This is a genomic window from Bartonella sp. P12B (genome assembly GCF_055796185.1).
In genome coordinates this window covers 20,662-35,637 of sequence record NZ_JBTTDI010000005.1, presented here as the reverse complement: position 1 = coordinate 35,637, position 14,976 = coordinate 20,662, and the positions used below count along the sequence as shown (strand labels likewise).

17 protein-coding genes are annotated in these 14,976 nt (G+C 35.8%); 13 read left to right on the top strand and 4 right to left on the bottom strand.

Going from position 1 to position 14,976, the window contains the following annotated elements:
* Positions 1–793: 793 nt before the first annotated feature.
* Complete coding sequence (locus AC0QT1_RS04765; RefSeq protein WP_473201752.1) at positions 794–1,570, bottom strand: class I SAM-dependent methyltransferase; 777 nt, start codon at positions 1,568–1,570, stop codon at positions 794–796.
* Positions 1,571–1,973: 403 nt separating this feature from the next.
* Here AC0QT1_RS04765 and AC0QT1_RS04760 point away from each other — a divergent pair, with 403 nt between their 5' ends.
* Positions 1,974–2,153 (top strand): hypothetical protein, encoded by a 180-nt coding sequence (locus AC0QT1_RS04760; protein ID WP_473201751.1) that lies wholly within the window; start codon positions 1,974–1,976, stop codon positions 2,151–2,153.
* A gap of 664 nt (positions 2,154–2,817) precedes the next feature.
* Here the strand turns inward: AC0QT1_RS04760 and AC0QT1_RS04755 are convergent.
* Together AC0QT1_RS04755 and AC0QT1_RS04750 are read right to left on the bottom strand one after the other, a co-directional pair.
* Positions 2,818–3,126, bottom strand: coding sequence for a transposase (locus tag AC0QT1_RS04755; RefSeq protein WP_473200367.1), 309 nt, complete (start codon positions 3,124–3,126; stop codon positions 2,818–2,820).
* The gene (locus AC0QT1_RS04750) at positions 3,116–3,286 is read right to left on the bottom strand and encodes a hypothetical protein (protein ID WP_473200368.1); all 171 of its coding nucleotides are present in this window, start codon (positions 3,284–3,286) and stop codon (positions 3,116–3,118) included. The genes AC0QT1_RS04755 and AC0QT1_RS04750 overlap by 11 nt, the downstream gene beginning before the upstream one ends.
* Positions 3,287–3,826: 540 nt before the next feature.
* Between AC0QT1_RS04750 and AC0QT1_RS04745 the strand changes: the two genes are divergently transcribed.
* The 7 genes from AC0QT1_RS04745 to AC0QT1_RS04715 all read left to right on the top strand — a co-directional run bounded on the left by AC0QT1_RS04745 (position 3,827) and on the right by AC0QT1_RS04715 (position 8,440).
* Positions 3,827–4,168, top strand: coding sequence for a helix-turn-helix domain-containing protein (locus AC0QT1_RS04745; RefSeq protein WP_473201750.1), 342 nt, complete (start codon positions 3,827–3,829; stop codon positions 4,166–4,168).
* Positions 4,169–4,192: 24 nt separating this feature from the next.
* Positions 4,193–5,824, top strand: a complete 1,632-nt coding sequence (locus AC0QT1_RS04740; RefSeq protein WP_473201749.1) for a site-specific DNA-methyltransferase — start codon at positions 4,193–4,195, stop codon at positions 5,822–5,824.
* A 165-nt stretch (positions 5,825–5,989) separates the two neighbouring features.
* Positions 5,990–6,652, top strand: coding sequence for a DEAD/DEAH box helicase family protein (locus tag AC0QT1_RS04735; protein ID WP_473200371.1), 663 nt, complete (start codon positions 5,990–5,992; stop codon positions 6,650–6,652).
* 134 nt (positions 6,653–6,786) lie between these two features.
* Complete coding sequence (locus tag AC0QT1_RS04730) at positions 6,787–6,990, top strand: P-loop NTPase family protein (protein ID WP_473201748.1); 204 nt, start codon at positions 6,787–6,789, stop codon at positions 6,988–6,990.
* 51 nt (positions 6,991–7,041) lie between these two features.
* Positions 7,042–7,890, top strand: coding sequence for a hypothetical protein (locus AC0QT1_RS04725; protein ID WP_473201747.1), 849 nt, complete (start codon positions 7,042–7,044; stop codon positions 7,888–7,890).
* Positions 7,884–8,096 (top strand): hypothetical protein, encoded by a 213-nt coding sequence (locus tag AC0QT1_RS04720; RefSeq protein WP_473200374.1) that lies wholly within the window; start codon positions 7,884–7,886, stop codon positions 8,094–8,096. The genes AC0QT1_RS04725 and AC0QT1_RS04720 overlap by 7 nt, the downstream gene beginning before the upstream one ends.
* Before the next feature lie 104 nt (positions 8,097–8,200).
* Positions 8,201–8,440: a hypothetical protein gene (locus tag AC0QT1_RS04715; RefSeq protein ID WP_473200375.1), complete on the top strand. Its 240-nt coding sequence runs from the start codon at positions 8,201–8,203 to the stop codon at positions 8,438–8,440.
* A gap of 351 nt (positions 8,441–8,791) precedes the next feature.
* Here the strand turns inward: AC0QT1_RS04715 and AC0QT1_RS04710 are convergent, their stop codons facing one another.
* On the bottom strand, positions 8,792–8,998 hold the full coding sequence (locus tag AC0QT1_RS04710; protein ID WP_473200376.1) for a nucleotidyl transferase AbiEii/AbiGii toxin family protein: 207 nt from the start codon (positions 8,996–8,998) through the stop codon (positions 8,792–8,794).
* A gap of 9 nt (positions 8,999–9,007) precedes the next feature.
* Between AC0QT1_RS04710 and AC0QT1_RS04705 the strand changes: the two genes are divergently transcribed.
* The 5 genes from AC0QT1_RS04705 to parE all read left to right on the top strand — a co-directional run bounded on the left by AC0QT1_RS04705 (position 9,008) and on the right by parE (position 14,974).
* On the top strand, positions 9,008–9,418 hold the full coding sequence (locus AC0QT1_RS04705; RefSeq protein WP_473201746.1) for a hypothetical protein: 411 nt from the start codon (positions 9,008–9,010) through the stop codon (positions 9,416–9,418).
* 1,039 nt (positions 9,419–10,457) lie between these two features.
* Positions 10,458–11,099, top strand: coding sequence for a LemA family protein (locus tag AC0QT1_RS04700; RefSeq protein WP_473200378.1), 642 nt, complete (start codon positions 10,458–10,460; stop codon positions 11,097–11,099).
* Positions 11,099–11,950 carry a TPM domain-containing protein gene (locus AC0QT1_RS04695; protein WP_473200379.1) on the top strand — a complete coding sequence of 284 codons (852 nt, stop codon included), beginning with the start codon at positions 11,099–11,101 and terminating at the stop codon, positions 11,948–11,950. The genes AC0QT1_RS04700 and AC0QT1_RS04695 overlap by 1 nt, the downstream gene beginning before the upstream one ends.
* 150 nt (positions 11,951–12,100) lie before the next feature.
* Entirely contained in the window at positions 12,101–12,826 is a 726-nt protein-coding gene (gene lipB, locus AC0QT1_RS04690; RefSeq protein WP_473200380.1) for a lipoyl(octanoyl) transferase LipB, read from the top strand.
* 81 nt (positions 12,827–12,907) lie between these two features.
* Complete coding sequence (parE, locus tag AC0QT1_RS04685; protein ID WP_473201745.1) at positions 12,908–14,974, top strand: DNA topoisomerase IV subunit B; 2,067 nt, start codon at positions 12,908–12,910, stop codon at positions 14,972–14,974.
* Positions 14,975–14,976 lie beyond the last annotated feature (2 nt).

Below are 14,976 nucleotides of genomic sequence, written 5' to 3'. Positions count from 1 at the left end.
TTCTGAGCCAAAGATATCCTTCCCCTAAAAACGGTAACTCATACGCAGCAAAAACACTCTCTCAAGAAGAAAACTATCAGATAATAGAACCTAATACAAGCATTTGATAAGGAGACACCATACAAATAATAAAAAATGTCCTCTTCTATAAATAACACTTTGTTTATTCTTATTTTTTAGAGAGATAGATGCACAAACAATACAAGGAAAGAATATATACAACATGCGTCTATTAAAGCGCAAATTTTTTGCTAATCTTTTCTAAATCAATTTGCGGAAAACCATTTAAAATGCTAATAAACATGTAAACAATTTCATAACTTAATAGATCAAAAAGCTTTAGTGTAAAACTCTCATGACAAGTATAAGCTTCACTTTTTAAGCGTATTTTATGTTCTTTTATCTAAATTAAGAGAGTCCAATCAGATTTTTTCTATTTCAAATAAAGACAGATTTTTTCTCAATCTCTACAGAAGGTAAAAACGCCATCGACACAACACATTTCTCAACCGTATCTCAAATACATTCAGCATGATCAATCAAAATATGCGGAAGATTTAACCCAATCGTGTAAGCCTAAAAAATTCTATTAAGAAGTAATATTTATTTTGATCTAGCAGAAAATTTCAGTTTCTCATCTTCCATGAATTAGGAATAAAGACCTCTTTTAAAATATTTTTTGAAAAGATTTCGAGTTAACTTCTTTAGCTACCATTTAAAGATTTAAAGTCTTGAGATAATCATCTATGTCCCATATGAATATAACATTAATATCGAATGACAACCATAGAGATTATCTTGCTGAGATGTAGAGTTCACTTCGATATAAAAGCTCCAAACCTCCCCGCACTTCATGTTGCTTTATCAACGCAACCAATTTTCGCAAATATTCTTCCCCGTGGTTAGCAATGGCGCGTTGCACTTGAGTTGAAGAACGGCTCATTCCAATAAAGACTTCAGATGGCATCCTCATCGTCCAATTGTGGGTATGTAAAGCAATCTTTTCTGGATTTACCCCAAAGCCATTGCTCATTTCCTGTAAAAAATCAAAATCACGATAATAACGAGAATAGTTAGGGTTCATTTCCTCCAACAACGTCTCATAAGCAGCTAGAAATTTGCTCTGCTTAAAATCGCGATTATTTTGAATGACCGCCATGACACCACCAGCGCGAAGTTGATTTGAGACGGCGTAAAGCAACTTAGGACGATCCATCCACTGAAATGCTTGTGCTGCAACGATAAGATCAATATCGCCGATTTTGGGCAATAGATTTTCGGCTTGCCCCTGATACCACTGCACGGCAGAAAACTTTCTTTGCCCCTGCTTAATCATATCTATCGATATATCGATAGCATGATAGTGGTGGTCATGCCCCAAAATCTTGGTAATCCCCTCTAAAGCAATCCCTGTTCCAGCTCCGACATCCACGATGGACAAATGCTTTTTATCCTTAAAAGGAAGGAGCATGGTTTTAAATAAGATGAGAGGATAGCGCGGACGATAGCGATCATAATCATCAGCCAATCCATCAAACTTTTCACGGTGTGGTTGAATACCTTGTCTCATGAGTATTGCCCTCCCTGCAATTGCTGACAGATATAATTGAAAAACCCTCATTTGACTAGGGTATTAACAGACATTCGAAAGAGGAGCCGAAGGGGAACTCTCTTTATACCTTCTCTCTTTTCTTCTCTATGATTGCTTCTTGCATGTCTCTTTTCTTCAAAGAATATCCTTTGAAGTCCAATCGCAATTGTAATTTATCACAAATTTGGTCCTCATTGATTTTTACAGTATTATGGAGCACTTACACAAAGCTACTATAACTAAATTGCCCTAAAATCCTCGTTAAATTTATAATAACGAGGACTTTTTGTTATAGGAGAAATTAGCGCTGAAAACTGAAATTATTGAAACATTATTAGTGTTGCAAACTAAGCAAGGTAAATTAACACACTAAGCTTACGTTATGTCGCAAAACATTCAACAGCTTTTAGCTAAATTACAATCTAAATCTACTCCACGAAAACGAATTTTTACTCGTCCGCTTTCTGAATTACTTGCTCAAATTTTACAGGAAAATAGGAATAATCCGATTTCAGTTGCTGAAATAACGGCAAAAACAGTTGCTTTTAACGAACAATGCTAATTTCATGAATTGGATAGCAAAGAATACCAAGAGATTAGAGTAAAGTTAAGACAACTCAAGAAATTATGAATTATTATTTTCGGTTAATAATAAATAGTATTATTTTGCGTTCCATGGCCAATAAACTTTCTGACAATTGATTTGTGTGCGAGTGATTAGCCTTTGTTGATAAAAGACGTTGAGGTGCTTACGAACAGAATCAAAGTGCTTTTCTAATGGTGGTGTATCGACATTTTTTTCAATTATAAAAATACGTTGCGTTAGTTTAACGATAATAAAACTTTTATTGGTTCATTACGCAATATTTTGTAGAATGTACTTACGAATTTTGCCTTTAAATAGCCTAAATTTGCGGCGGAAAATAAAGTTTTCCGTGTTATATAAACTCACATCATTTTCACTTTGCATTAAAGCTATCGCTTTCTTGAGTCTATCAATATTGGTATCAAGCAAGACGAGATGATGCACCATTTGTTTCCGTTCAAATTCAAGTTTTTTTATTTTGCGGTCGAATTGATAAGCCATTATTGGCATACCATTTCTTGATGAATAATTTTACGCTGCCAAGAACCACACTATTCATCATTTTGCTTGGTATTGGCTAAGCCTTTACCAAGAGAATATCGTTGAATTGCCAGCCGTTTGATTTTCAGCGATTATCTTCTCAATAAGCTATTTCGTTGCTATAATTGAGTAGATAGGTGTTATTTATTTTGTGAACATTTCCATAGTCCATATGTTTAAAACGGCTAAAGAAACTTTCTGCTTGATTGTTGGTTACACCAAAATCACTACAATATTCGTCTTTATAGTTTACAGTGCGTAAATCATAATCGTCTAATAGAATACCATAAGCATAACTTTTATCGGTAGTGATACGGTTGTTACGCTGAATAAATTTGTTTGCAAAATTCTTAACAAAGAATTGGCTTTCTGTGTAGGCAATAAAAACGTGAAAGCGCTTAAGCTCCACGATTTAAATCACTTTCTGCCTTTTCATCAGCAGAAAAATGCTCACGAACAGCAATTACACAACGTTTATTAGGGGGGTGATTTTTCTTTAAACGATAGTCTAAATAGTCAGTTCTCTTATTTGCTTTGCAAGGTGCAGGGTAAACGTATGTACCGTCCATATCAATTTTACCTGATAAGGATTGAATAGTACACTTTTCAAGTAATACCTTACACAATTTATGAATTAAAACAAAAGCAGTGCAATAGTTTATTTTGGCATCACGAGAGATCTTTAAGAAGAAAACACCTTTAACTGCATTAACAAATCGAGCTAATACATACAGGGAGGTTTGAATAGATGCCTTGCGATTAGCAAAAATTGCGCCTGACGTAACCGAAAAGGTATGATTGCAATATTTGCGTCTCCATTATTTACGGCTAGAAATAAAATAAGCCTGATGTTGTAGACCACATTTCAGACAAATGACATTCTCTTTCCTTCCTCAACGCATTTCACAAGGCAAATCGAGCGCTTACTCATCAGATAGGCGTACTATCTGAAGCGTTGAAAGCGTTTTCGCTTTCGGATTAAGGAGGAAGTGTTGAGTTATATATTCTTTGCGGTTGAATTTAATTTATATTAAAATGAAAAACTATTCATATAGATTATGCATAATATATCACAATCATTGACAATGCATCAATAGGAATGTGAAACAATGTCCATACCTAATAGGTTAAAACAAATCTTAGAAACAAAAAATATGAGTATCAAAGAATTTTCTGATATAACTGGTATCTCCTATCGTTCAACAATGAATTATCTCAATGAAGGGTGTAATCCAAATGTAGAAGGGTTAGTTAAAATCCACAATGCTCTCGGTATCAGCATTACTTGGTTATTAACAGGTAATGGAGCAATGTTCCAAGCCATTACACAAGAAAGTGATATGTCTAGTCAAGAAGAAAATTTGATTGCAGACTATCGTTCTATGCCCATAAATTTGAAAGATGCATTTTCGATTTCATTTAAAGAAATTTCAAGAAAATTAACGAACTAACTATTTTTTCATTAAAGTATTTATATGACAATATTACATTGGTATGGCAAAGATAAAGCAGTTAAAAAAGTGAAACAAACACCTTACCGTCTATTGCGTGAAGTACCTGAATTTTCATACAATTTTACCGAAAGTGGACAGCAGACAACAGATCCTCTTGGACTTTCTGATCCCATCAAGCATAACCTTATTATTCAAGGCGATAATCTAGATGCCTTGAAATCTCTTTTGCCCTTTTATGCAGGGCAAGTCAAATGTATTTTCATCGATCCTCCCTACAATACAAAAAATGCCTTTACCCACTATGATGATAACTTAGAGCATAGTCTTTGGTTATCAATGATGTATCCACGACTTGAATTATTACATAAACTATTGGCAGAAGAAGGCTCAATTTGGGTAACGCTTGATGACAATGAAAGCCATTATTTTAAAGTGATCATGGATGAGATTTTTGGACGGCAGAATTTTATATCTAATTTAATTTGGGAGAAAAAGAGGAAACCCTCCTATTTAGGAAAAATTGCTAAAGTTACCGATAATTTATTTTGCTATGCAAAAAATAAAATGAAACTTGAAGAATTAACTTTTAAAGAAACTTCAGGGAATGAAACTTATCCATTATACAATGCTGGAAATACTCGTGCTAAGTTAGTTTTTCCTCCTCATACTTTAAAATTTTTAAAACATTCTGATGGTATTTATCAACCAGCAACTTTTGCCAAGAAAACAAGTACAGTGAAATTGATTAGCAATTTAATTATTGAAAATCAGTGGAATAAAAATGAAGTAACCATTGAGGGAGAATGGAGATATAGCCAAAAGTCACTCAATGAACAATTTGAAAATGGTGATTATTATATTATTAAAAGTTTAGATTTTCGCCCAAGACGAGTATTTGAAAGAAATGTCGAAAGGAAAAAAATTCATAATTTAATTAGTCGAAGTCATTATGATATGGCAACGAATGAGGATTCAGCAAATGAACATTTAATATTATTTAGTGAAAAAAAATCAGAAGATTCTTTTGATTATCCTAAACCTGAAAAATTGGTTCAATTTGTCCTAGAAGTTGCCACCAACGAAAACGATCTCGTCTTAGACAGTTTTCTCGGCTCGGGAACGACCATCGCAGTTGCCCATAAAATGAATCGCCGTTATATCGGTATTGAAATGGGAGAGCAGGCTAAAACACACGTTGTACCACGCTTGAAGAAAGTAATTGATGGTGAACAAGGTGGTATTTCTAAAGCGGTTAATTGGCAGGGGAGCGGTGCATTTCGTTTTTGCGAATTGGGCGAAACCGTCTTTGATGAGTTTGGTTCGATCAATCCTGCTATTCAATTTAATGAATTAGCTGCACATATTTGGTATTTAGAAAATTGTATTCCTTTGCAAAAAATCAATGAAAAATCACCGTTTCTCGGTGTGTACAATCAAAAAGCTTATTACTTACTTTATAACGGTGTTTTGGACGACAAACATCCCAATAGCGGCAATGTTTTAACAAAAAAACTTTTTGAAGACCTCCCACTCTTTTCTAATTTTGTAAACCAACAAATGGAAATCGTGATTTATGGAGAAGCCTGTCGTTTAACAGAAACGGCGTTAAATGAATATAAAATCACATTTAAACAAATCCCTTATGATATTTAAAGAGCCAGCAATGAAACTGAAAAAATATCAACATGAAGCATTAAACAGTGTAAGCGATTATTTTGCAGAAAGCCTTAACGTTGGTGCACAAAAAGCATTTCAATTATTTCAACCTTTAATACCTTAAAAATCCCAAGTGAGAACTGGCATTAAAACATATTCCTTATGTGCGTGCGTATTCCGACTGGCGGTGGTAAAACCTTATTAGCGGCATATAGCATTTCGTACATCGCTAAGCAGTTTTTAGAACAGGAATACTCCATCACTTTATGGCTTGTCCCAACCAAAACCATTAAAAAACAAACCGCAAAAGCTCTTAAAAATCCGCAGCATCCATATCGAAAATCCTTAGAGGAAGCCTTTAATCGAGAAGTAAGAGTCATTGAATCAGAGGATTTCACTCTAATTCGTCCGCAAGATTTAGGTTCAAAAGCGATTGTGGTGGTTTCAACCATTCAAAATTTTCGTGTTGATAAACCAGATGAAGCAGGACGAAAAATTTATGCGTTTAATGAAAAACTTACACCACATTTTGAACGGTTGCCAAATACGTTCCACGCAATGCTGGATAAAGTCGAACAAACAGATTTAAAACAAAATGGTCTGCAAAATAAGCAATTAGGCAAGGTGAAATGTTCATTTGCCAATTTATTGAAAACCTTTCAGCCCTTAATTATTGTGGATGAAGCACACAATGCGCGCACAGATTTAACCTTTGATGTATTGGCAAATCTATTACCTGCCGCCATTTGGAATTTACCGCAACGCCGAATACAGATAAAAAAACAGGGAGTAATGTGCTATACCATGTTTCTGCCAATGTGTTAAATGAGCATAAAACATGGCAAGAGGCGATTAATAGTACAGTTGCCAATCGCAATGAATTGGCACACTAAGCCCAATATGAACAAGATTATGAACACCCGATTGCACTATTTCAGGCAGAAAATAAAAGCGGCGAAGTGATCGTTGAAAAATTAAAAGCCTATTTAATTGAAAATTTAAAAATTAATGAAGCGGAAATTGCCATTGCAACAGGCAATCAAAATAAACTCGATCAGATTAATTTATTTGATCGCAGCTGTCCGATTAATTATGTGATTACCGTTGAAGCCTTAAAAGAAGGTTGGGATTGCCCTTTTGCGTATGTGTTTTGCTCGGTATAAAATGTGTCGTCCAGCTTCGAAGCGGAACAACTTTTAGGACGCGTATTGCATATGCCTTATGCCAAACGCCGACAAATAGAGGGTTTAAACCATGCTTACGCTCATCTTTCATCGTCAAAATTTGGCAAAACCGTTCAAGAAATGGAAGAAAAACTTATTACGATGGGCGTTGAATCGTTAGAAATGACAGAAATGTTGCGTACACCCAAACAACATTATTTTGAGAGTGATGAAGCAGATTTTCCATTATTTCAAAAGCTACCTACAATGGTATTTAGCTTGTCTAAAATGCCTGATTTAACAACATTAAACGATGATGAAAAATCACAAGTTAAAAGGACACAAGAAAACGGTACTTTTGTGTTACAAATTACAGGCAATATCAGTGAAAACTTGGAAAAGACCTTAACCAAAACCACAACAGGTCAAGCAAAAGAAAAAATCATTAATCAAATTAAATTTCATAATGCCAAAGCTACCCAACTCGCTTCATCTGCGAAAAAAAGCGAACAATTTAAAGCCATTGCGCAACTATGCGTCAATATTCAGGGGGAATTGACATTAGCCGATCCCGATGAATTATTAGCCCATTATGGGTGGAATTTATTAGACTATTCTGCAAATTTGGAAAACCTTAATTTAGAAACGGATAGTCCAACCTTTGAGATTGATGTGGAAAACAACCGACTTGCCAGACGTTTAGGGAAATATCAACTTTCTTTTTCTAATGAATGGTTGGAGTTAAGCGAAAACGATCTAGTTCACTGGCTAGCTAAACAGGTTGGTGTCCCTGATATGAAACAAAAAATTACGCTAAAATTTTTGCATCAAATTATCAGCAATCTGCTTGCCAAACCAAATACCACACTCACACAATTGATAAAAAACAATTTGTGCTAGCAAAAGAAATCGAACATTTAATTAATCGCTATCGCCAACAAGCATTAACCACTTGCGATCAACAACGTTTGTTTTCAGATAATAATAATGTTGAGGTCTGCTTCAATGCAAACCATCAATATCCGTTTGATCTAACAAAATACACGCCTAATCCCCCCTATTACGAGGGACGCTATCAATTTAAAAATATTATTTTGCCCAAATAAAAGCCTTAAAAGCCAGCGGCGAAGAATTTGAGTGTGCGAGGACTTTAGACAGCTTAAAACAGATTAAATATTGGGTACGAAACCCAGTCAAACGGTTTTTTTTCTTGCCCTTAGCCAAAGATAACTTCTATCCTGATTTTATTGCTGAACTGAATGATGGATGCATTTTCGTGATGGAATACAAAAGCGAGCCTTATAAAACCAATGATGACAGTAAAGAAAAATGTTTAATTGCAAACCAATGGGAAAAGTTAAGCAATGGACAATGTTTGTTTATTATGACAGTAAAAACTGATGATAAGGAGCGAGATTTAAATAAGCAGTTAATAGATAAAATAGCTTAATTTTTAAAACTAAATACCACCGTCTTCTCAGAAGGATGGTATTAACTAAGGCTTGAACATATAAATATGTTCCAAACATCGTTCTGTTTATTCTCAGCTTTTTCTAGTGAATTAATCACTGCACTAAACAAATCATCATTTCTATTCGACATATAGTTTAATGCGGTATCTAGCTGTCTTTTTTCATATTGACTTAAAGAAGATTTTAATAAAATCTCACCATATCATTTAATGCAAGAGAAACTTGTTCAATATCCATAATTTTATTTAACAATGGATCAGCTTCAATATTAGCGACATAAGCCGTAGCCAGCTTATCAGGGTCTTGTGAAAATCTGTTTAACCTTTCAGCTAATTCAAGCGCAAAACTGTTTGGAGAAAGTTTAGCAAAAAGTGTAAATCATATAAATCACGCCCATTTGCACGAGTATTTTTGCCATTAAAAGCCGCATTGAATTTATTGTCAATAATACGCTCAACAGAGGAATAACAAATACCATCTTTTATGGTAATTTGCTCATCAAACGCACAAGTGCGGTACAAAATTTCTAATTTCAATTTATCTTTATGCCTCATATCTTTTACGGATTTATACAAGGATTAGCTGCTCTGTACTCGGGTGGGGATAACTGTGATAGCTATCCATTTTATGATGCATTTTATAAAATAAGCAAAGCTGTTTCTACACGTCCATTTGAATACCATAGCATTTATGGTGCGTATGAAATTGAGCATAAGCAGACAGCTGCAGCTATCATTGAGGTGCAATTTGGTGGAAATTTCATCGCAAATATGAGTTTTTCCGAAGATGGCCTACACTTAACTTATCCCTCAAAAATACAAAGACGTCTCACTCAACAAGACTATATCACCGTAGCAGAACAAACTTACCCAAAAATTGTAGAAGATCGAATGTTTGAGAAAATGAAAGCGTGGAAAAATCGGAAAAAACTGTTCCACTTACTAAGGAAAAATTAGAATTCTTAAAATAGGATTTGATATACAATTAAAGTAAAATGCCTTTACCTATAAATTTTTAATGCAGTTTAGATTGAATTTTTGGACTTTGTGCAACTTCTCCATAATACCGGAATTTTCCCCAATTCCCCCTTCTGAAGACAGAACAAATCTTCCATCTGTTTGTCGACAGATACGCTAGCACTGCTACTTTCATTCCCTCTTAACTGTTTTTCCTTGTTTGGTGGTTCTCGTGTAAATTTTGTAATGTCACCGTTTTGACTGATCATAACGATAGATCAGCGTAACGGCTTTCTATAAATAATTGAGTTTTCAAAAAAAGATTAGAATACAAGAGATTAATAATCGTAATTTCCACTCCCTCCTCCATCATCAAAGAATCTACTTTCAAGGACATAAAAGACTTGCGTTAACCCGATCTAGTCCCTCATCACCACCTCTTCCATGCAATAGAGCTAAGTAAAAATAACGTATGAGATCAGAAAATTGCTCTGAGGTTCAGCGTATCCCTCTTCCACTTTGGCGCAACTAAAAGAAAAGACTTCATCTGTACTCCATTGCATTTATAGCGCGAATGTAAATTCACAGTAAAACTGATGGTCTGTATAAACATAATTACGAATAAAGGTTTATATCTTGAAATAAACTCCGTGCGGTTCTTCTCATTCATAAAATACAGTGTATAAAATACACCTCGTTATAACAATGAATGAGAGGAAGATTTATCTCTATTTTTATCTCCAGAGCCCTGTAAATTTTTCAAACATGTTTTTTCAATTATTCGCTTGAAAAACAAACGATATCTGAACCAAAAGGTAGAAAAGGATAAGCAGCAGCGATAAGAACTAATATTAATATTGTATAAGTTTGTCTTACAGTATTATTATTGTAATATAAGCTCTTCACTAAAATACACAAAAAAATTAAAACTTATAGAAATATAAATTTCTTTACAAAATATATATTTATGAAGTTCAAAAGACTTTCCACTGACAAGCGAGATCCTATATGATAATAAAACAGCTGTGGAGATATTTTTATGCTAAATGGACAAATGACTTCAATGATGCTTCCTTACCCCATGTTTAAAATGTTAAGATACTTTTCAATCATTATTTTCTTAGCACTTTTACCATTTTTAAGTGGCTGCGGATTTAATACGATACCAACAAATGAAGAAAAAGCACATGCGGCATGGAGCGAAGTGCTGAATCAATACCAGCGTCGTGCAGATCTCATTCCAAATCTCGTGGAGACTGTCAAAGCTTATGCAGCGCATGAACAAGCTGTTTTTACAAATGTTATTGAAGCACGTGCCAAAGCAACGCAAGTAAACATTAATGCCGATATGTTGAACAACCCAGAAATAATGAAGCAATATCTCAACAATCAAGCCAATTTATCAAGCGCACTTTCACGGCTTATGGCTGTTGTTGAAAACTATCCTGATCTTAAAGCAAATCAGAACTTTCTTGCTCTACAATCACAATTAGAAGGAACTGAAAATCGGATTTCTGTTGCACGCCGTGATTATATCGAAACTGTACGTGTCTACAACACTGCTCTCAAAACAATGCCAACGATGATTTGGGCAAAACTATGGTTTCGTGATGCTAAACCTATGCCAACTTTTACGATTGACACCAATAGCCAACAAGTACCAAAGGTCAATTTTAATTAATGAAATCGTTTCGATATTCTCTGCAACGCAGTATTCTTCCATATCTATGGGCTTTTTTGAGCGCTCTATGGTTGGTCGTTGCATTGAGCAATATCACTTACGCGCAAACCAAATTTCCTCCCTTAACGGGCTATGTTAACGATGTCGCTCATTTGCTTGATAAGACAACTGAGCAAAATTTAACAGAAAAGCTCACGAAGCTCGAAGAGAAGACTGGAGACCAAATTGTTATTGTCACTCTCCCTACCCTTTCAGGAAACGATATAGAAACATATAGCAATGCTCTTTTTCGCACATGGAGATTAGGGCAAAAACAACTCAATAACGGTGTATTGTTTGTCATTGCACCGAATGAGCGCGAAGCACGTATTGAAGTGGGATATGGTTTAGAAGGCGTGCTAACAGACGCTCTTTCTTCAGTGATCATTAATAGCTTTGTTCTTCCCAATTTTCGTGAAGGAAATTATCAAAAAGGTGTTATTGAAGCAGTTCATGCAATAATCAACGTTCTTACAGAAAGTGATTCTGAATTTTCTTTTAGAATGAGAGAAAAGGCTAAAATTGTTGAAGCGCAACGTAAACAAGCTGAAAAAGAACAAATGATAGCAAATACAATTATGCTTTTCATTCTTTTTATCGTATTTGGTTTGCCTATTCTTGCCATGGTTTTTGGGAAAAAAGTAGGCCCACAAAAATATCTCTGGATGGGTATCATCTTCACACCTTGGTTTCTTAACTTAAGATCCGGCGGTAGATATCCTCCTGGAGGATTTGGTGGTCCACCAGGAGGAGGAGGCTTCAGCGGTGGTGGTGGATCCTCTGGTGGTGGCGGTGCTACAGGAAGATGGTAGAGCGCGTGTAGATTTTTCAATGAAGTGAATTTTCTCATAAATAAAATTTATGACTGTATTATCTTCATTTTAATAAAAAAATCTATATTTTACTCTGTAATTCTTTTACTGATTACACGACGAACTTGGACACCAATGTAAATATTGCTCATGTATGAATTCAAACAGATTGATCGTAACCACTTACCGCATCACTTCAAAGCACTTCCTGGAAATCCACCAGTTGAATGGAAAATAAGTCATAACTTGGTCGAATATCCTGAAGCCCTATGTTACATGCAAGAGCGTGTAGAAAACATTTTTACAAAAAATGCGCGTGAGCAAGTTTGGCTTCTTGAACATCCTTCCCTTTATACAGCTGGGACCAGTGCCAATAAAAAGGATCTTTTAACACCTAATTTATTTCCTGTTTATGAAGCTGGACGAGGTGGTGAATTTACTTATCATGGTCCAGGACAACGTATTGCTTATATTATGCTTGATCTTAAACGTAGAAAACAAGACATCCGCGCCTTTATTAGTGCCTTAGAAGAATGGATTATACAAGTCCTTGCGAAATTTAATATAAGAGGTGAACGTCGTGAAGATCGCGTTGGGGTCTGGATTAAAAGGTCGAGTTCCTCGTCAAATGTCTCTTCGGAAGATAAAATCGCTGCTATTGGCATTCGAGTGCGAAAATGGGTAAGCTTTCATGGCGTTTCTATCAATGTTAATCCTAATTTAGCGCATTATTCAGGAATTGTTCCCTGTGGGATCACAAACCATGGTGTAACCAGCTTTCTTGATCTAGGTTTCCCTATAACAATGCGTGATATTGATATTGCCCTAAAACAAGTTTTTGAAGAAATTTTTGGTCCAACAATTGATGTTTCCTAACTGCATTGATTTTTAAATAAAAAACAGGCATAAAATTTATTCTAGTGAGATTTTTATTTATGAGGTGGATAATCAAACGCCATGAGCGATAATAGCAAGGATCTTTTCAGTATTTTAAACAATGTTCAGTCTCGGGTAAATATAAAAGAAAAAAAACTGCAATCTCCAATCAACTCAGAAGCGATAACTTCGAAAAAAAGTACGAAAGATAAGCAAGAAGGTAATTATGATGCCTCTTCTATTCGCGTTCTTGAAGGCTTGGAACCTGTACGTTTACGCCCTGGAATGTATATTGGTGGAACAGATAGCAAAGCCTTGCATCATTTGTTTGCTGAAATTATTGATAATGCCATGGATGAGGCCGTTGCCGGTTATGCAGACTTAATTGATGTCCTCTTAGACAAAAACGGTTATTTAACAGTTACAGATAATGGACGCGGTATTCCTGTCGAAAATCATCCTCAAATGCCGAATAAGTCTACTCTTGAAGTCATTATGACGCAACTTCATTCCGGTGGGAAATTTGATGGAAAAGCTTATCAAACCGCAGGTGGCCTCCATGGAGTAGGAATTTCTGTCGTTAATGCTCTTTCTGATGATATGGAAGTTGAAGTAGCACGAGAACGAAAACTTTATCGACAACGCTTCTCACGTGGTATTCCACAATCTGAATTGGAAGATTTGGGTGATGTTTATAATCGTCGTGGTACGCGCGTTCGCTTTCATCCTGATAGTAAAATTTTTGGTGAAAAAGCAGCTTTTGATCCAGAAAAAATTTATAAGATGACACGCTCTAAAGCCTATCTTTTTGGTGGCGTAAAAATTCGCTGGAATTGCGATCCCGCCCTCCTTGAGGGGACAAAAAATATTCCTGAAAAAGCTGTTTTTCACTTCCCCGACGGACTTAAAGACTATTTAGTCTCATCATTAAAAGATGAATATCGCGTAACATCAGAAATTTTTTCTGGAAGAACAAAACACTGTAATGATCATGGCTCCGTTGAATGGGCCATCGCTTGGCATGGTGGTGATGCCAGTGTACAGTCTTACTGTAATACCATTCCTACCGCAGAAGGAGGAACACACGAAACAGGACTAAGGATGGCTCTTTTACGCGGATTGAAATCCTATGCTGAGTTGATAGGAAATAAACGCGCTTCTATCATTACATCTGATGATATCATGATTTCAACAGCAGCAATACTTTCAATCTTCATCAGAAATCCTGAATTTGTTGGACAAACCAAAGACCGCTTAGCGACAATTGAAGCCCAGCGTATCGTTGAAAATGCAATACGCGATCCTTTTGATCATTGGCTGACTAATTCTCCTCAAGAATCAACAAAACTTCTTGATTGGGTTATTGAACGTGCTGAAGAACGCGTTAAACGACGCCAAGACAGAGAAATAACTCGAAAAACTGCTGTCCGTAAATTACGTCTGCCGGGCAAACTCGCAGATTGCAGCCAAAACTGTGCTGCTGGTGCCGAATTATTCATTGTTGAAGGAGATTCCGCTGGTGGTTCTGCTAAACAAGCGCGCAACAGAGCAAACCAAGCAATTTTACCTCTTCGTGGCAAAATCTTAAATGTAGCCAGTGCTGCACATGAGAAAATGAACTCAAGCCAAACAATTAGTGATCTTATCCTAGCTCTTGGATGCGGAACACGCTCTAAATACCGCGAAAAAGATCTCAGATATGAACGTATCATCATTATGACCGATGCAGATGTTGATGGTGCTCACATTGCCTCACTGCTCATTACCTTCTTCTTTCAAGAGATGCCCGATCTTATTCATCAAGGACATTTATACCTTGCTGTACCTCCCCTGTACCGAATATCACAAGGGGGAAAAGTTGCCTATGCCCGTGATGATACCCATAAAGATGAATTGCTCAAGACGCAATTTACTGGAAAAGCTAAAATCGAAATTGGCCGTTTTAAAGGTCTTGGCGAGATGCGCGCTGAACAACTGAAAGAAACCACTATGCATCCTCAAAAGCGTACATTGCTCCGCGTTTCTATTGATGCAATGGAAATGCAAGAAACTAAAGATACAGTAGAAAGTCTCATGGGGACAAAACCGGAAGCACGGTTTCGTTTCATACAAGAAAATTCTACTTTTGCTTCCAATCTAGACATTTAATT